General features: G+C 71.5%; 10 protein-coding genes. 1 reads left to right on the forward strand and 9 read right to left on the reverse strand.

What is annotated here, in order from left to right; all coding sequences use genetic code 11:
• Position 1: 1 nt before the first annotated feature.
• The 9 genes from OV427_RS03845 to OV427_RS03885 all read right to left on the reverse strand — a co-directional run bounded on the left by OV427_RS03845 (position 2) and on the right by OV427_RS03885 (position 15,186).
• Positions 2 to 3,013 (reverse strand): zinc-ribbon domain-containing protein, encoded by a 3,012-nt coding sequence (locus OV427_RS03845; RefSeq protein WP_267854750.1) that lies wholly within the window; start codon positions 3,011 to 3,013, stop codon positions 2 to 4.
• 3 nt (positions 3,014 to 3,016) lie between these two features.
• Positions 3,017 to 4,561: a bifunctional phosphoribosylaminoimidazolecarboxamide formyltransferase/IMP cyclohydrolase gene (gene purH / locus OV427_RS03850; RefSeq protein ID WP_267854751.1), complete on the reverse strand. Its 1,545-nt coding sequence runs from the start codon at positions 4,559 to 4,561 to the stop codon at positions 3,017 to 3,019.
• A 105-nt stretch (positions 4,562 to 4,666) separates the two neighbouring features.
• Positions 4,667 to 5,158 carry a sigma factor-like helix-turn-helix DNA-binding protein gene (locus tag OV427_RS03855; RefSeq protein ID WP_267854752.1) on the reverse strand — a complete coding sequence of 164 codons (492 nt, stop codon included), beginning with the start codon at positions 5,156 to 5,158 and terminating at the stop codon, positions 4,667 to 4,669.
• A gap of 45 nt (positions 5,159 to 5,203) precedes the next feature.
• Positions 5,204 to 5,728, reverse strand: a complete 525-nt coding sequence (locus tag OV427_RS03860) for a MerR family transcriptional regulator (protein ID WP_267854753.1) — start codon at positions 5,726 to 5,728, stop codon at positions 5,204 to 5,206.
• Between the two features lie 222 nt (positions 5,729 to 5,950).
• The gene (locus OV427_RS03865) at positions 5,951 to 8,233 is read right to left on the reverse strand and encodes a serine/threonine-protein kinase (protein ID WP_267854754.1); all 2,283 of its coding nucleotides are present in this window, start codon (positions 8,231 to 8,233) and stop codon (positions 5,951 to 5,953) included.
• 20 nt (positions 8,234 to 8,253) lie between these two features.
• On the reverse strand, positions 8,254 to 10,752 hold the full coding sequence (locus tag OV427_RS03870; RefSeq protein WP_267854755.1) for a serine/threonine-protein kinase: 2,499 nt from the start codon (positions 10,750 to 10,752) through the stop codon (positions 8,254 to 8,256).
• Positions 10,753 to 10,883: 131 nt separating this feature from the next.
• Positions 10,884 to 11,270, reverse strand: a complete 387-nt coding sequence (locus tag OV427_RS03875) for a hypothetical protein (RefSeq protein ID WP_324289925.1) — start codon at positions 11,268 to 11,270, stop codon at positions 10,884 to 10,886.
• 142 nt (positions 11,271 to 11,412) lie between these two features.
• Positions 11,413 to 14,379, reverse strand: coding sequence for a choice-of-anchor D domain-containing protein (locus OV427_RS03880; RefSeq protein WP_267854757.1), 2,967 nt, complete (start codon positions 14,377 to 14,379; stop codon positions 11,413 to 11,415).
• Positions 14,380 to 14,541: 162 nt separating this feature from the next.
• On the reverse strand, positions 14,542 to 15,186 hold the full coding sequence (locus tag OV427_RS03885; protein ID WP_267854758.1) for a CDP-alcohol phosphatidyltransferase family protein: 645 nt from the start codon (positions 15,184 to 15,186) through the stop codon (positions 14,542 to 14,544).
• A 145-nt stretch (positions 15,187 to 15,331) separates the two neighbouring features.
• On the opposite strand from OV427_RS03885, the gene OV427_RS03890 reads away from it, so the two are divergent.
• On the forward strand, positions 15,332 to 17,860 hold the full coding sequence (locus OV427_RS03890) for an acylase (RefSeq protein ID WP_267854759.1): 2,529 nt from the start codon (positions 15,332 to 15,334) through the stop codon (positions 17,858 to 17,860).
• The last annotated feature ends 269 nt before the right edge of the window (positions 17,861 to 18,129 follow it).

Raw genomic sequence — 18,129 nt, forward strand, 5'->3', positions numbered from 1 at the left:
CTCACCGTTCCAATTGGTAGAGCATCCGCTTGGCGGGGAGGTACGACGGGTCCAACCCCACCACGCGCACCAGGGTGTCTCGTGCCACGTCGCGCCGCTGGGGCGCATCCAGCTCCGCCAGCCGCGCCTGCGCCGACAGCAGCGCGGGCGCCAGCGCCAGCGCGTCCCTCAGCGAGCGCTTTGCGGGCTCCACCTGCCGGGACTCCGCCAGCGCAAGCCCCAGCGCCAGGTGGGCGATGGGCATCTGCCGGCCCTCCGCGGCCGCGCGCGCGCCCAGGGCCTTCGCCTCGGACGTGTTGCCGCGCTCGAGCGCGATGAGCGAGCGGTACGCGAGCGCCGCCGCGTTGTTCGCGTCCACCTCCAGCACGTCGCGGAAGTGCCGCTCGGCCGCGTCGAAGTTGTCCTGGTGGAAGCGCAGCAGGCCCTCGTACAGGAGCGGGGACGGGTCCTCCGGCCCTTCGGCCAGTGCGAGGAGGTTGCCCTCCACCCCCTCCACCGTGTCGTGCGGGCGCAGCCAGAAGCGCGTCGCCACCGGCCGGGGCGCCAGCCGCATCGGGTCCGATTGGAGCGCCGGGTTGAGCGCGCGGAAGGCGTCGTCCCGCCGCTTCGCGCTCGCGGAGGCCACGCCGGCCAGCAACTGCGCATCCAGCCTGCGCCCATCCAGCCGCACCGCCTCCTGGAAGCGCTCCACCGCCTCGGCGGGCTTCTTCTCCAGGAGCAGCAGCCGGCCCTCGAGCACCTTCTCCAGCGAGGCGTCATCCAGGCGCCCCTGGAAGCCCGTGAAGTGCTCCCGCGCCTTCGCGGCGTCGCGGCGGCCCAGGGCCACCAGGAAGACCTGGAGGTGCGCCTCGGGCAGTGCCTTCACCAGCGTCAGGGCCTCCTCGGCCGACTTCGCCGCCCCGTCCGCGTCGTTGGCGGAGCGCTGCGCGGCCGCCAGGTGCACCAACACCTCGGCCACCTCGGGGTTCTCGTAGCGGGAGCGGTTCTTCAGGAGCGCGCGCAGCTCACGCACGGCGGCGGTGGGGTTGTCCTCCGACTGGTAGCGCAGCATGGCCAGCGGCAGCAGCGCACGCAGCTCGGTGGGGTCCGCCTTCACGCGCGCCTCGTACAGCTTGCGCGCCTCCCCGTGCTCCCCCACCTCCTGGTAGATGCGCGAGGTGACGGCCAGGCTGTCCCAGTCCCCGGGGTTCGCCGCCAGGCGCTTGCGCAGCGTGGCCAGCGCGAGCGAGTACTCACCGGCCGACTCGTGCGCCAGCGCGCGGTAGTACGCCACGCGCTTGAGGTCCGGGGCGAGCTTCTGCGCGTCGTCGAAGTGCGTGCGCGCCAGCTCGCGGGACGAGGACAGGAAGACGCGCCCCAGCACCAGGTGCGCCTCCGCCTTCTGCTCGTCGGTGACCTTGGGGAGGGCCAGCAGTTCCTCGGCCAGCTTGCGCGCCTGCTCCATCCGCTCCGGCTGCCGCGAGCGGACCAGCAGCAGGTTCGCGTTCGACAGCAGCAGCGACGCCGTGCGGCCGGAGCGGGCCTGCGCGGTCTCCACCAGCGCGCTCGCCTCCTGGAAGGTGGCGTCATCCATGCCCGAGCCACGGCCCAGCGCCAGCGCCTGTACGTAGCCGGCGATGGCCGCGTCGCTCTGCGGGTCCAGGAGCAGCGCCTGCTGGAAGGACTCCTCCGCCTCGCCGTACGCGAAGCGCTCGTCCCGGGCGAGCTGCTGCTGCCCCTCCGCCAGCTTCTCCGCGCTGGTGGTGCCGGTGAGCTCCTCCAGGTACTTCAGCTTCCAGCGCGACAGCGAGGCCTGCACCGCTTCGGGGACGGGCGGCGGCGCTGGCGGCGGTGCATTGCGACGTACGTCATCCTGGTGCTTCGCGTAGAGGAAGTACGCCCCGGCGCCACCGCCGAGGAGCACCACCGCGAGCACCCCCAGGAGCGCGCCCCGCCGCCCACCGGATGCGCGGTCCGCGGCCGGGAGTTGCGCGGTGCCCGTCCGCACCGAGGAGATGCTGGAGTTGCGCACGCCACTTCGGGGCTCGGGCCCCATGGACGGCGCGGCCGCGCGGGGACCGCTGCGGGGCTCCGGGCCCATGTCGGGGATGATGTCGGTGCTGATGGGAATGCGCGGGCTGCTGTTGCTCCTCGGCTCCGCCCCCAGCGCGGGGGCCGCGGAGGCACGCGGGGCGCTGCGAGGCTCGGGCGGCAGCGGAGACGCGGACGCAGAGCCCGCTTCCAGCGAGGTGAGCGGCGGCAGGAAGTCCGCGCCCGCCGCGGCAACAGGCACGGGCACGGGGGTCTCCGCCGCGGGCACGGCCGACGCCGGCTGCCGCTGCCGGCAGTCGTCGCACATGCCGAGCGCCTGGTCGAAGGAGTCCGTCAGCGGCTTGCCACAGGAGCGGCAGCCGCCCGTGGCCGGCTTCCCAGCCGAGGCGGCGGGGGACGCCGCGCGCGGGGCGGAGGCCCCACCGGGCGAAGGCGCCACGGGCACGCGCGCCACGAGCTCGGGAGGCGCGGAGGGTGCCGGCCCGAGGAAGTCCAGCAGCGGGTCCTCCACGGCGGCGGCATTGCCCGCCCCCGAGGCGGCCGGCGACGCGAGGCCGGGAGCCGCGAACGGGTCCACCGGCGGCGCGGACGCGGGGGTGGGAGACGGCATCGCGCCGAAGTCGGAGAACAGGTCCGAGCCCGGTGCACCACCCCCACCCTGTGCGGGACGGGGTGGCGCCGCGGCCGCTGGCGCGGGACGGGGCGGCGTGGCGGCCGCGGGCGGAGGCGAGCCGAAGTCTCCGAAGAGGTCGTCCGCGGCCGGGGCCGCGGGCGCGGCCTCCGGAGTGGGAGGAGCCGGGGTGGCGGGCGCCGCGGGCTGCGGCGTGGGAGCCGGCGCGCCAACTGCGGGCGCGGCCGTGGGATCGCGCCGCACGAGCTGCAGGTGCCGGCAACGGGGACACTGCGCGCGAACGCCCTTGGCGGTGATCAGTCGATCATCGATCGCATAGGCGGCCGCGCATTTCTGACAGACGATGCGCATGACTCAGTGACGGAAGTGTCGCACTCCCGTCAGCACCATGGCCATCCCATGTTCGTCCGCCGCGGCGATGACCTCCGCGTCCCGGACCGAGCCGCCAGGGTGGACCACACATGTCGCACCAGCCCGGGCGGCCTCATCCAGCCCGTCCCGGAAGGGGAAGAAGGCGTCCGAGGCCACGGCGCTCCCCTTGAGGGCCTCGCCGCCGCGCTTCATCGCGATGCGCACCGAGTCCACCCGGTTCGTCTGACCGCCGCCCTGCGCGAGGAGCTGGTCCCCCGAGGAGAACACGATGGCGTTGCTCTTCACGTGCTTGCACACCTTCCAGGCGAAGCGAAGGGCCCGCTCCTCCTCCGGCGTGGGAGCACGCTTGGAGACCACCTTCCAGCTGAGCGCGGGCTCGACGGCGTCCCGGTCCATGAGGAGCAGACCGCCAGACACGCTCCTGGCGTCGAGCTGGGCCCTCGGCCGGGCTTGCGGCGAGGCAAGCGCGGGGCCCGCCTCCAGCAACCGCAGGTTCTTCTTCGCCGCCAGCACCTGGAGCGCCGCGGCCGAGTAGGACGGCGCGATGACCGCCTCCAGGAAGGTCTCCGCCATCGCCTGGGCGGTGGCCTCGTCCACCTCGCGATTGAGGGCGACGATGCCGCCGAAGGCGGACACCTCGTCCACCGCGCGCGCCGTGCGGTACGCCTTCACCAGCGCGTCATCCACCGACACGCCACACGGGGTGTTGTGCTTGATGATGACCGCGCAGGGCTTCTCCGGGAACTCCAGCAGCAGCCCCAGCGCAGCGTCCAGGTCGAGGATGTTGTTGTACGAGAGCTCCTTGCCCTGCAGCACCTTGGAGAAGGCCACCGTCGGCTCGGACGGCGCGGAGTGCTCGCGGTAGAAGGCGCCGCGCTGGTGCGGGTTCTCCCCGTACCTCAAGTCTTGCGCCTTCTGGTACGCCAGCGACAGCTCGCCCGGGAAGGGCTCGCCCGCGCCACCCGACAGCCACGCGGAGATGGACGCGTCGTAGGCCGCCGTGTGCGCGAAGGCCTTGCGCATCAGCTTGCGCCGCGTCTCCTCGCCCACCGCCTTCTGCTGCTCCAACTCCGCGAGCACCGTGGGGTAGTCGTCCGGGTCCACGACGACGGCGACGTGCCGGAAGTTCTTCGCGGACGCGCGCACCATCGCCGGCCCGCCGATGTCAATCTGCTCGATGACGTCCGCCTCGGCGGCGCCCGAGGCCACCGTCTGGCGGAACGGGTACAGGTTCACCGCGACGAGGGAGATGGGCTCGATGCCGTGCGCCTTCATCTCCGCCCTGTCACCCTCCAGGTCCACGCGGCCCAGCAGGCCACCGTGGATGCGGGGGTGCAGCGTCTTCACGCGGCCACCGAGAATCTCGGGGCTCTGCGTGTGTTCGGACACCTTGGTGGCCGGGACGCCGGCACCCTTGAGCGCCTCCAGCGTGCCTCCGGTGGAGAGCAACCGGAAACCCAGGCGAACGAGGCCCTGGGCGAAGGGGACCAGACCGCGCTTGTCGGAAACGCTGAGGAGAGCCAGCACGTGTGGGCCTCGGTGTGCGGGGAGCGGCGCGGTAGTAGCAACCACCCCCAGGGGTGTCAACGCAACACGTTGGCCTTCGTCGACGGGCGAAAGTCGCCCGGTGTTTCAGGGCTTGCGGGCCGAAATCGGCGGCTCGGCCTCGGTGGCCTCACGCAGCTTCATGAGGCCGCGCGTCTCCACCTGGCGGATGCGCTCGCGGGTGAGGTTCATGATTTCACCCACCTCCTCGAGCGTGATGCCGCCCTTCTCCGCCACGTCCAGGGCGCAGGTGTGCTCGAGCTCCCAGATTTCCTTGTCGGGGAAGTTGAGCTTGATGGACCCCGTCTCCGGATTCACGTCCAGATAGAGGTTGTGCTTGCAGGAGACGAACATGCACGGGCGCGGGCCATTCACACAATCCGCGCGGGTGCGCGGCCGCGTGTCGTCCATCTGCTTCAGCAGGTCCGCCTCTTCCGGGTCCACCTGGCCAGTCAGACGACGCCGTCTCAGGTCGCGCGCCATCTCCTTGCGCGACATCGTCTTGGAACGGCGGCGCTCCTGCGCCTGCTCCGTTTCCTGGTCCCCGCCCTCCTCCTGCAGTTGCTTCACTTCCGACATGTCCCCTCCACGTGAGGCCAGTCTACCCGGTTCCGGGCCGGCATCTTATTGCGAACGGATGGTTTCGTCTTCGCGTGCGGTTACTGCGCTGCCCAGCCGGGCCACATCCCGGACCAGATCCTGCGCTCTTTGCCTCAGGGTTGCCAACTCCACCTCGAGGGTACGACGGTGCTCCCCTCCAAAGGCGCGGTCCCCCAGTTCCTCCTGGAACCCGTTCAATAGACCCGCCAGGTCCCGCTCCAGCTGGTCGATGTGGTTGGCATGGAAGACGTAGGAGCGCTTGATGTCCTCCAGGGTGTGCCCCTCCGCCATCATCTTCTTGATGACATTGATGCGGCGCACCGCTTCCACCGGGTAGAGCCCCCGGCTCCCCTGATGCTTCCCCTTGCGGCCCACACGGCGGCTGCGCGGTAGCAGTCCCGCCTGGACGTACTTGCGGAACGTCGCCTCCGACAGCCGCACGCCCCGAGGCCGGAAGATTTCCAGGATGGCGCTCGCGGGCAGGCCGCCCGCGTTCTCGCGCTCGATCCGAGCAATCTCGTCGGGAGCCAGCAGGTCCATCGAATCCATTGAATATAGGCTACTGAATGGGGGCCACTGAGTGCCAGAGCCGATCGTAAAGGTCAAGGTGGACTGCAACAGGGCTGATCGACGGACGACGATTCGGGCGGTGCGGAGCCGGGGGCGGAAGGCCGCCGCCGGCGCGCGCTCAGCGGGTGACGGGGGGCCACTCAGGGCGGCGCGAAGGGTGCGCGGCCCCGGGGCTTCCGGCAACGTTCAGTGGATGACGCTTCAGTGGGCCCTGGGCGCGCGGAACTCGCGAAGCACCGACGTCCCGGCGGCGACGGTGACGTCGAACCACTTGTCCCCGGCCGGGTGCTCGAAGTGCAGCTTGTAGGTGCCCGGGGAGAGCTTGTAGGAGGCGCGCCCGGAGACTTCGCCCATGCGCTTCCCGTTGATGAAGACGGTGGCGTACGGCGAGGCCCGCACCTGGAGCGTGCCGGTGGACGCGGCCGGCTGGCTGTCCTGGGTGTCGGCGGCCGCGGGGCGGGAGTCGCCAGCGGCGGGCCGGGGCTCGGTGCCGAGCGCCTCCTCGCGCTTCAGCCCATCCACCTCGGCGGTGTCGGAGTCGGGGCTTCCATCGCCACGGGCGGCCACGGGGGCGCTGCCGGTGCCCGCGGGGATGCTTCCCGGGACGGAAGGCCGGGCGGGCACGTCGGCCTTCACGGCCGGCGCGGTGGCCGTGCCCGAGGTACCGGTGGGCGGCGTCCCACCCGTCCCCGGCGCCGTCGTGGCGGCACTCCCGCTGGCGGGGGCCGTCTCGGTGGACGCGGCCTGCGCGCGGAAGCGCATCACCGCCACGCCGCCGCCCAGGACGGCCAGCCCCACCGCCGCGGACAGGCCCAGGGCCAGCGGGCGGCGGCGGGCCACGGGCTTCTCCGGGCCCTGTGCGTACGCCGGGAGGCCCCCGGACGGAGCTCGTCGCGCCGGAGCCTCGACGGAGCCATGAGCCTCCAGGCCGTCCGGCCCGGTCGACGAGACGGTGTCTGGTGCCTCGTCGTCCGAAGCCGCCTCCAGTAAGGGCGCCCCGACGCCCGGGGCGGCGGAAGGAACGTTCCTTCCAACGGACGAAACGCCGTCGGGCTGGCTCGGCCTCCGGCCACTGACGGACGAAACGCCGTCGGGCTGGCTCGGCCTCCTACCGCTGACAGAGGAAACGCCCTCGGGCGGGCTCGGCCTCCGGCCACCGGACGGCGTACCACTCGCCGCCCCGGCGTCACTCCCCTCTCCCGTCACGGCGGGAGTGCCCTCCGGACGGCTCGGTCTCACCGTGGCGACGGGCGCGGCCACCGGCGGCATGGGGCGAGGCACCGGCGAGGAGGCCACCGCTGGCAGCGGCATCATCGGCGTGGCCATGGGCGGCAGCGGCACGGACGGCGCGGCCTCCGCCTCATCCCGGCGCGGCAGCACGAAGGTCGGCGCGTTGATGTCCTCGTCCGGGGTGGGCGCCACCGCCACGCCCCGCCCGCTCGAGACACCCGGCATCACCGCCGTGGGCTCGCGCGGCACCTGCACGCGCACGTCGACGCCGGGAGGCACCGGGGCGTCCTCCACGTGCGTCCGCTCCTGCACCGTGGGCAGGGCCTGGGTGAGGCTGGTGGGGAACAGGCGCCGCATGAAGGCGCTCAGGTCCGTGTCGTCCACCGTCTTCGCGTGCTTCAGCACGCACTGGGCCAGGGCGCGCTCCAGCTCTCCCGCCGTCTGGAAGCGGGCCGCCGGCTCCCGGTCCAGCGCGCGCACGATGACGGCGTCCAGGTCCTCCGGCACATCCGGGTTGAGGCGGGCCGGAGGTGGAATGGCGCTCTGCTGCACCGCGCGCAGCACCGCCACCTCGGAGTCCCCGTCGAACAGCCGCCCGCCGGTGAGCATCTCCCACAGCACCACGCCCAGGGCGAAGATGTCCGTACGCGCATCCACGGCCTCGCCGCGGGCCTGCTCGGGGGACATGTACGCGAACTTGCCCTTGAGCACGCCGGGCTGCGTGAGCTTGTTGCCCGCCTTGGCGATGCCGAAGTCGGTCAGCTTCACCGCGCCGTCGAAGGACAGCAGCACGTTGTGCGGGGTGACGTCCCGGTGCACCAGGTCCAGCGGCTGCCCGTTCACCTTGACCCGGTGCGCGTAGTGCAGCCCGCGCGCCACCTCCGTGCCGATGTGCGCCACCATCACCGGCGGCACCGGCTCCATCAATTCCTTGCACCGCTTGCGCAGCTCCCACAGCGAGCAGCCGCGCACGTACTCCATGGCCAGGTAGTACGTGTCCTCGTGCTTGTCGAAGTCGAAGATCTGCACCACGTTGGCGTGGTTGAGCCGGGAGGCCAGGCGCGCCTCGGCGATGAACATCCCGACGAACTCGGGGTCGCTCGCGAGGAAGGCGCGCACCCGCTTGATGACGACCTCCTTCTCGAAGCCCTCGGCGCCCCGGGCCGTGCACAGGTAGATCTCCGCCATCCCGCCCTCGGCGAGCTTGCGACGGACGACGTACTTGCCGATGTGGGTGCCGACTTCGAGCGTCAAGGGAGCATCCGGAGGTGGGCCTAGTCGAACTTCACGTTCACCACGTTGATGTCGATGGGCTTTACCTCGATACGTCGGTTGAGCGTCTTCTTGAGCTCGGGGTTGAAGAACCGGCAGTCATGCGACCCCACCCGCAGCTCGACGACGTCGAACGGCGTCTCCCCCAGGCGCTTCCCGCTGCACGTCACCTGCGCCCAGGGCTGCACCGCGAAGCGGACCCAGGCCATGCCCGAGCGGCTCCGCGCCCCGGGGCTCGCGCCCGTCGCCCGCGGGTCCGGCTCCAGCACGAAGTGCTCCACCTGCTCGGGCCCCGTCCCCACCATCACCGCGCGCACCAGCGGATGGTGCCTCGCCGCCTCCACCCGTATCGCCACCTCGCGCCCCGGTGCCACGGACATCTCGGCCGGCGCGTCTCCCTGCGGCTGGCCATCCACGAAGACGAGCGCCTCCGCGGGCTCCGTCTCCACCCGCAGCCGCACCGGTGCGGGGGCCCCCGTCCTCGTCGACCCGGGCGGCGGGGTGGCCTCGCCGCGAGGCGGAGCGGGAGCGGGCTCCGGCACCACCGGCACCAGCCGCATCAGCCCGGCGGACGCCGAGCCCGTGTCCGGCACGTCCACCGTGGTCCGCAGCACCTCATAGCCGTCCCGGCTCACCTCGACGGGGTACTGGCCGGCCGGCACTGGCGGCAGCTCCAGCGGCGTCTTCTCCGTGAGCGGCTGGCCGTTGAAGACCACGGTGGCTCCGGGCGGCACCGTCTCCAGCCGCACCGTGGCGGGCGGAGTCTTCGGCCAGGCCCACAGCAGCACCGCCACCGCGACGACCACCGCCAGCCCCGCCCCGGCCATCCACCCCCAGCGCCTCGGCTGCGTCCCCATCCCCGGGGGGACGGCCGTGTCCGTGCGAGTCTGCGGCGCCCGGGCCGGGCGGGACAGGCCCAGCGACAGCGTGGGCGCATCCTCCTCCGCCTCGTCGTCCGCGGGCACCGGAACCACCACCCGCGAGGCGCGCACCACCACCTCGGGCATGGCCAGCGTGGGGGCGTCCTCCTCCGCCTCGTTCTCCGCGGGGACGGGCAGCACGATGCGCGAGGAGCGCACCTCTGGCATCGCCAGCGTGGGGCCGTCCTCCTCCACATGGAGGGGATAGGGCGGGCCCGCCTCGAACCGGCCCGTGTGGGGCGGCGGCACCCGCGACGCCGGGCGCGCGTCCGGCACCGGCGGCAGGGGCTCCACATCCAGCTTCACGTCCGTCAGCGTCCCCCGCGTGGCGGCGCGGCCATCCAGCGTCGGCGCCTCCTCCTCCACGCGAGGCGGCGTCGGCGGCACCACGCTCACGCCCGCGCGGGAGGGACGCTCACCCGGGGCAGGCTCCACCACGCGCCGCGCTCCCGTCGTCCGGGGCCCGGAGCGCTCCGGCTCGGGCTCTGCTTCCGCGCGCCGTGCCGGGCGAGGGCGCAGCGCGGCCGTCGCGTCCTCTGGCATCGAACTGGAACGCGGCGCCGGCCTCAGGCCCGTGCGCCGCGACGAGGCGTCCGGGCGCGGCGAAGGCCCCTCGGAGTCCTCCACCTGCACCTCGCCCGAGCGGGCCTCCGCGGCCAGCCGCTCCGCGTACAGCTCCTTCATGTACGCGGACAGGTGCGCGGGCGACGAGGGCAGCCGGTGCGTGGCCAGCCACGCCTCCAGCGCGGCCTGGAGCTGCGCCGCCTCCTGGTAGCGGTCGGCCGGGTCCTTCGCGAGCGCCTTGAGGACGATGGCGTCCAGGTCCGGCGGCACGCGCGTCGTCACCTGCGAGGGCGGCAGCACCCGGCACTCGGACACCGCCGACAGCGTCTGGATGTCGCTGGTGCGCTTGAACAGGCGCATCCCGGTGAGCAGCTCGTACAGCACCACGCCCAACGCGAAGATGTCCGAGCGGCAATCCACGCGCAGCCCGGCCGCCTGCTCCGGGGACATGTACGAGTACTTCCCCTTCAGCACCCCGGAGCGCGTAATCGTCGCCTGGTCCGCCGCCTTGGCGATGCCGAAGTCCACCACCTTCACGCCGCCGTCGAACGTCACCAGGATGTTCTGCGGGGACACGTCGCGGTGGACGATGCCCAGCGGCCGCCCCGTCGTCGGGTCCGTGCGCTTGTGCGCGTAGTCCAGGCCCGCGCTCGCCTCGATGAGGATGCGGCACACCAGCGGCACCGGGAGTGGCATCCCCCGCGACTCGGAGTGCCTCCACAGCTTCCGCAGGTCCTCGCCGTGGATGTACTCCATGGCGATGAAGAACGAGTCGTCCTGCGCGCCCAGGTCGAAGATCTGCACCACGTTCGCGTGGTTGAGCCGCGCGGCGATGCGCGCCTCATCCAGGAACATCTTCACGAAGTCGTCGTTCTCCGTGAGGTGCGGGAGGATCCGCTTCACGACCAGCAGCTTCTCGCCGTCTGGGCCCGGGCGGCGCGCGAGGTAGATCTGCGCCATCCCGCCCGTGGCGAGACGCTTCAGGAGCTGATACCTGCCATAGGTTTCGATGGACACGGGACCTGACCGCTCCCCCTGGCCTGCCACCTGGCGTGGCCCCGGGGTCCGAACGCGGAGAGGTCCCGAGCGTAAGCGCACCGGACAGAGGGGTCAAACGTCCGAACGACGTTGCGGACCCCACCTGCCGGCTACCGTCGGGCGGCCCGTACCTCGCGGGTCTCCCGCATCAGCGCCTCCAGCTCGTCCAGGTGCCGCTTCAGCACCGGCATCAGCACCGGGGCCACATCCACCCGGTCGAACAAGTCGAGCACCCGGTCCACCTTGCGCTCGATTTCCTGCGCCCGCGCAGGACTGATGCGACGGAGCAGCATGTCCGCGCCCGCCTCCATCAGCACCCGCGCCACGGCATCCCGGGAAGCGAGCGGTTCTTCCCTCCGCTGGCCCTCGCCCCGGATGACGCGCAGTCCGGGCGTGCGCACCGGCGCGCGCCCCACGGTCGTCGTCGTTCCTTCGGAATCACGGGAGCTCACCGGGTGCCTCCTCGGCAGCAGCGGGTACGACCTCAGGGTACACACCGCGGGGTGCCCTCCAATTTTCTGGTCATTCGCACAGGCAAGTGCAGACCTGTAGCACCCGGGACTGACATGAACGTCGAGGGCCGGATGACCGGCCCATCGACTGCGTCACACCTCGCGGTATCTCGCCTGTCCGCCTGCCCTACAGCGCGGCGCACGAGCGGCGGTAGCTGATGGCCACCTTCGCGCCCGGGGCCGGCACGTTGGCGAACACCACGCTGTTGGTGCCGCCGTCGTACGTCCAGCCCGTCGTCACCGGAGCACCATCCACCGTGACGGCGACGGTGCCCGGCTCCGGCAGCTCGCTGAGCGGGAAGCGCGTCTGCGCGGAGAAGGCCTTGTCCGCCACCGCTCGCAGCAGGGGCCGGTAGTCGGGGGCGCATACACTCACCACCTCGCCACCGGTGCGGGCCGTGGCCTCCGCGTAGCGCGTGCCCGCGCCGCCCGCCGTGTCACAGCCATCCTCCGGAGGAGCAATCGCGTAGAACGTCGCGCGCTGCGGCTGGTTGACGCCCTTGAGCTGCTGCGCCCACTGCACGTAGGTCTCCACCGCGTCCGGCGAGTGGTCGTCCTCGTCGCTGACGAAGAGCACCACCAGCGCGGCCGCATCGCGCAGGAAGCCCGCGTTGCCGTCGCGCGGAAGGCTGGTGCGCGGGTCGTCCACGTTGTCCACCAGCGGCCGGGACAGCGCGCGGCGCATGGCCTCGAAGCCCTCTTCCACCTCGGCGCACTTGCCCACCTGCACGTTGCGCTGCAACTGCGCCGCCAGGTCCGGCATGCCGCTGTTGAGCAGGCGGTTGAAGCTGTTGTCCGCCGGGAAGAAGCGGCCGGCCTCACCGCCCAGCGCACCACCCGGGCAGTTGTCCGCCGGGTTCGGCTGGGGCTGCGTCTGGATGCCGGTGGTGGTGACGGCCACGTGCAGGTTCACGTTCTTCTCCGCCGCGGTGTTGACGAAGGTCGGCACCGCGTCCACCAGTCGCGTCTGCTCCACCGCCATGGAGTCCGTGTTGTCCACCACGAAGAGGACGTCCACCTTGCTCACGTCCTGCTGCACGAAGAGGTCCGTCTTCTCCACGCGCTTGGAGGACTCGCCGATGAGCGGCACCAGCAGCGGCTCCGGCAAATCACTCGAGGCCACGTACAGCGGAGACACGTTGAGGCCGTTGACCTGCGCGAAGTACTCCACGCCCACCGTGAAGCCCTCGTTGGGCAGCAGGGTGAAGGGAATGGGGTCCGGCACCTTCTGGAGGGCGAACTCGGAGTCCGTGGTACCCGGGCCAATCGACACGTTGTCCACCGTCACCGGCGCGGTGCACGCGTTGAGGAAGTTCACCTCCAGCGGCTCGGGCGGGCAGTCGCGGCGGGCCACGCCCCAGTCCAGGTAGCGGCGCGAGGCCACCAGGCACGCGGCCTGCGAGTTGGCCCGCAGCGGCACCAGGATGACCGGGTTGGCCGGGTCCATCTGCTCCACCTGCAGCATGCCGATGAACTGGCCACCCGCCGGAGGCGACGCGAAGGACACCATGAAGCTGAACCAGTCGCCGGGGTACATGATGCCGCCGTACAGCGCGCCACCCGGCATGCCGAACACGCCGCCGCCGTCGTCCCGCAGCTGGATGTTCTTCACCGGGCACAGGTCGGTGCCCTTGTTCTCCAGCTTGACGCCCAGCACCGCGCCCTGCCCCGGCGGCACCGTCCCGAAGTCCAGCGCCAGCGGGGTGACGGAGAGCTGACACGGCGCGTGCTGCTCCGCCTGGCCGCGGAAGTCCATCTGCACCGTGGCCGCGGAGAAGGCGTTGGTCGTCATCACCAGCGAGCCCATCGCCGCGCCCACGCGCGTGGGCTCGTAGAACACGGCGATATTCACCTCCTCGCCGGGGCGCAGGGTGTGCGGCATGGCCATCGGCGTGTGGTTGAACTGCGGCTCGCCGCCCTGGGTCGGCTGCCACGCCAGCGTGTGGAGGGTGAGCGCGCCCGCGTTGGACGAGCCGCAGTTCTTCACGTTGACGATGACGCGCGTCTTCGAGCCGAGCGGCTGCCTGCCGAAGTCATACGAGAGCGGCGACACGCACAGCTCCGCCGCGCCGCCGTAGCCGCGCAGCCCCACCGGCAGCGTCGGGTGGCGGCGGCTCTCCACGTGGTAGAGGGCGTTGTCCTGCGCGGCGCCCTGGTGGTCCGGGCTGTAGCGCAACTGGAAGCCGCGCACCTCGCCGGGCTGGAGCACCAGCGGGAAGCCCGGGTTGGCCTGGCTGAAGGACGCGTCCTTCCCCTCCAGCGTCAACTGCGTCACCGTCACCGGCTCGGTGCTGATGTTGTGGATGCGCGACTCGCGGTAGGACTCGCGGTCCACCGGCACCGCGCCGAAGTCCACCACCTCCGGCTCGGCCACGACGGCGCGCTCCAGCGCCTCCGCCGCGATCTGCACCGGTACGTCCGCGCAGCCGCGGCACGGCGACACCGCCAGCGCCACCTGCTTCTTGCCGACGCGCACGGGGCTGAACGTCACCGGCACCTCGCGGCTCTCCCCCGCCGCCAGCGTCACCGGTTCAATCTTGAACTCGTCGCGGTCCGCGCCCACCAGCCGCGGCGCCACCTCCACGGCCATCTCCGTGGGGTTGGCCAGCTTCACCGACAGCGTCTTGGTGGAGTCCGCCTCGATGCGGCCGAAGTCCAGCCGCCGCGGCGACACCTCCGCCCACGCCGCCACGCCCAGCCCGCTGAGCGGAATCTTGAGCAGCGGCTCGATCCGCGTGTCCGAGCGCACCACCAACATCGCCGGCAGCGCGCCCGGCTTCGGCGGCGCGAAGCGCACCTTCAGGCTGCACGCGCTCCCCGGCTGCAGGCTGTGCGGCCCTTCGTGGGTGAACTCCGCCAGGTAGGAGCCCTCGGGCCCTTCCACCCAGATCTCGTTCACGTTGATGCGCGCACGCCCCACGTTGCGCAGCGAGATTTCCGCCTCGCGCGCGTCGAAGATGGCCACCTTCTGGAAGTCCACCCCGCCAGGCGTAGCCGTCAGCCGTCCATCCGCCAGGGACGAACGGTCCCGGTCCGCACACCCGGCCAGCAAGCCCACCACCGCGAGGGCAAGCAAGCCCCAGCGCCCCGTCATGGCTCCCACCCCTTCCCCACAACCATCCATCGCCCATGACCGCCGCCCTCCCCACATGGTGGAGGTCGGACGGATCGGTGGCGAAGCTAGGCACCCACTTCAGGGCGGGCAACCACCCACGGGTGGGAAAACAGGCGCCTCATGGGGGCGCCATGTCCGGTTTCAAATCTTCGGGATTCGCAGTGTCTTGCTGATCATCGCGCTGCCGCTCGCCGCGTACAGCAGGGTGAGCGGGTGCAGCGACACCGGACCTACATCCCACACCCCGCCGAGCAGGTCCGGGCCGATGCGTCCCATCCACGTGGCCACCGCCAGCACCATGACGAGCGCGAGGCTGGTGGGGATGGGTGTGCCCTCGAAGTACTTCACCTTCCCCGACGCATCCGCCAGCTGCGCGGAGGTGACGTTGAAGCGCGCCAGCCGGCTGATGCCGCAGGCCACGAAATACAGGAGCACCGCCACGTCCAGCGCGCCCCGCATCCCCACCGCGAAGCCCAGCGCCGCGGGCGCCATGCCGAAGGAGATGACGTCCGCCAGCGAGTCCAGGTCCGCCCCCAGGGGCGACTTCTTGAAGCGCCACCGGGCGATTCGCCCGTCGAGGAAGTCCAGCAGCAGCGCCATGGGCATCAGCCCGAAGGCCAGCCACAGCCAGCCCCGCTCCCCCGAGGCCAGGAACTGCATCGCGGCGAGGATGGCCCCCGCTCCCGCGAAGCCGTTGCCCAGCGTCACGAAGTCGGCCAGCACGAACGTGCGGATCATCGAGAAGTGGCGGCGCGGACGGCGGGCGCCCTGCGGCTCGGTCGTCATATGCGCGTTTTCCTAGCACACCCGTTCTTCACTGCCCGTCGCCTCGTGCTTGACAGTCACGTCTGGTACGGTGGGGCGGGAAATTGTCCATTCCCAGAAAACTTTTGACGTCGTGATCCACCCGTCCGTACGCTCGAAAACTGTCATGAAATCAACCTCTCCTGCGCCCCATCCGCGCGGAGTGCCCCTGCAATCCCGGAGCACCCGCTGGCAGCTGTCCCTCCTCGCCGGGCTGAGCCTGGCCTTCGCCACCGCGTGCGGTGATGACGAAGACCCGCCGGACACGGACCCCACCCCGACGACGCCGACGTACGAGGCGAAGATCCGCCGCACCGCCCATGGCATCCCCCACATCACGGGCAAGGACATGGGCAGCCTGGGCTACGGCCAGGGCTATGCCTTCGCCCAGAACCATGTCTGCATCCTGGCGGATCAGATCCTGAAGGTGCGTGGCGAGCGCGCCCGCTACCTGGGCCAGGGCGCCGGCAGCCTCTATGCGGGCAGCGACTTCGCGTACCGGCTGCTGGACCTGCCGGCCAAGGCCAAGGCGAGCTTCCCCACCCAGCCGGACGACCTGAAGGCGCTGCTCACCGGCTACGCGGCGGGCTTCAACCGCTACGTGTCGGAGACGCCGGCGGCCAACCTGCCCAAGCCCTGCACGGGCGTGGCCTGGGTGAAGCCCATCACCCCCGAGGACCTGCTGGCGTACCACATCAGCGTGGGCCTGGCGGCCAGCAGCTACCAGCTCATCCTCGCCATCGCCGCGGCCACGCCGCCGGCCACGGGCGGCGGCAGCGTGGGCGTCCCCGCGCCGGGCAGCTTCAAGGTGATGCGCCCCGAGATGTCCCAGGTCGGCAGCAACGGATGGGCCCTGGGCAAGGACAAGTCCGAGGGCGGCCGCGGCATGGTGGTGGCCAACCCGCACTTCCCCTGGGAGGGTGAGCTCAAGCTGTGGGAGAGCCACCTGACGGTGCCGGGCGTGATGAACGTCTACGGCGTGGGCCTGCTGGGCGTGCCCGCGGTGCTCATCGGCTTCAACGAGAACGTGGCCTGGACGCACACGTTCTCCTCCGGCCAGCGCATGACGCTGTACAAGCTGCCGCTCGTGGCGGGCAAGCCCACCACGTACAAGTACGACGGCGGCGAGCGCGAGATGACCGCGACCCCCATCACCATCCAGGTGAAGCTGCCCGAGGGCTCGATCACCAACGTCACCCGGACGATGTACTCGACCCACTACGGCCCGGTCATCACCATCCCCGGCCAGCTCGACTGGACCACCCAGCAGGCCTACACCTTCCGCGACGCCAACCTGCAGAACACCGCGCTGACGGCGCAGTTCCTGGGCATGGACCGGGCGAAGTCCTTCGCGGAGTTCAAGGACGTCTACAAGAACGTCCAGGGCATTCCCTGGGTGAACACCATGGCGGCGGATAAGGACGGCAACGTCTGGTACACGGACGCCACGCCCACGCCCAACCTGAAGGCGGAGGCCATCCAGGCCTGGCGCGCGGGCGTCACCGGCGCGGACCCGCTGTCCACGGCCATCTTCCAGCGGCTGGGTCTGGTGCTGCTGGACGGCAGCAACTCGCAGAACGAGTGGCAGACCGACGCCGACACGGCCCGCAGCCCCGGCCTCGTGCCCTACAGCAAGGTGCCGAAGCTGGACCGCACCGACTTCGTCTTCAACGCCAACGACAGCTACTGGCTGGCCAACCCGAACCAGCCGCTCACGGGCTTCTCGCCCATGCACGGCCTCGAGAACTCGGGCCAGAGCCCGCGCACGCGCATGAACGCGGAGCTGCTCATGGAGGTGCGCGCGGACGGCGCGTCCGGTCCTGAGGGCAAGTTCAGCCGGACCGAGCTGGAGAACGCCATCCTCAGCAACCGCAGCATGACGGCGGAGCTGCTCCGGGACGGCCTGGTCGAGCGCTGCACGGGGAAGACGAACATCACCTACACCAGCGGCACCACCACCAAGACGGTGGACATCAGCGCGGCGTGCACCGTGCTGAAGAACTGGGACGGCCTCTACAACACGAACAGCGTGGGCGCCGTGGTGTTCCGTGAGTTCGCCTCCACCGCCCCGGGCGGCACGCACACCAACGGTGGCACGCTCTACGCGGTGCCCTTCGACCCGACGAACCCGCTCAAGACGCCCAACACGCTGGCCCCCGCGCCCGCCACGGGCGACGACACCGTGCTCATCCGGCTGGCGCAGGCGGTGGACGCGCTGACCCGCGCGGGCATCGGGGTGAACAAGGCGCTGGGCGAGGTGCAGTACTCGCCGCGCGTCACCGGCGAGCGCATCCCCATCCACGGTGGCACCCCCTTCGACGGCACGGCGAACGTCGTCGGCTACGGCACCTTCAAGTCCACCGCCGAGGAGGCCGCTCCCACCGCCGCGCAGGGCACGGTCCTCTCCCAGGCGGGCCTGACCAGCAACGGCTACGTCGTCAACAACGGCAGCAGCTTCATCATGGCGATGGAGTTCACCGACCAGGGCCCCAAGGGCCGCGCGGTGCTGACGTACAGCGAGAGCAGCGACCCGGCCTCGCCGTACTTCGCGGACCAGACGCGCCTGTTCTCCAACAAGGAATGGCGCCCCATCCTCTTCTCGGACGCGGAAGTCGCCGCCGCGCCGGCCGAGGAAATCACCATCTCCGGTAACTGACGTCATCCGGGGCCCCGCCGCTCGACGGGCGGGGCCCCGGCCTGTCGTACCGGCTCCGCTCCCTCGCGGGGCCTTCCGGCCCCGCCCCTGGGGCCCGGCTCGCGATGATGGGCGCCACCCGCGCCGCCGCGAGCATCCACTCCCCGACATCGCAACCCTCGCCAACGCCGGAGCCTTCGACTCGGGTGGACGCCGCAGGGGTCGGCTCTGTCCTGCCGCGAATGCCGGCCCCCGGGTCTGATTCCGTCCCCATGCGCCACGCGCACGAT

Origin of the sequence: Pyxidicoccus sp. MSG2, assembly GCF_026626705.1 — a bacterium.
Lineage (GTDB): Bacteria > Myxococcota > Myxococcia > Myxococcales > Myxococcaceae > Myxococcus.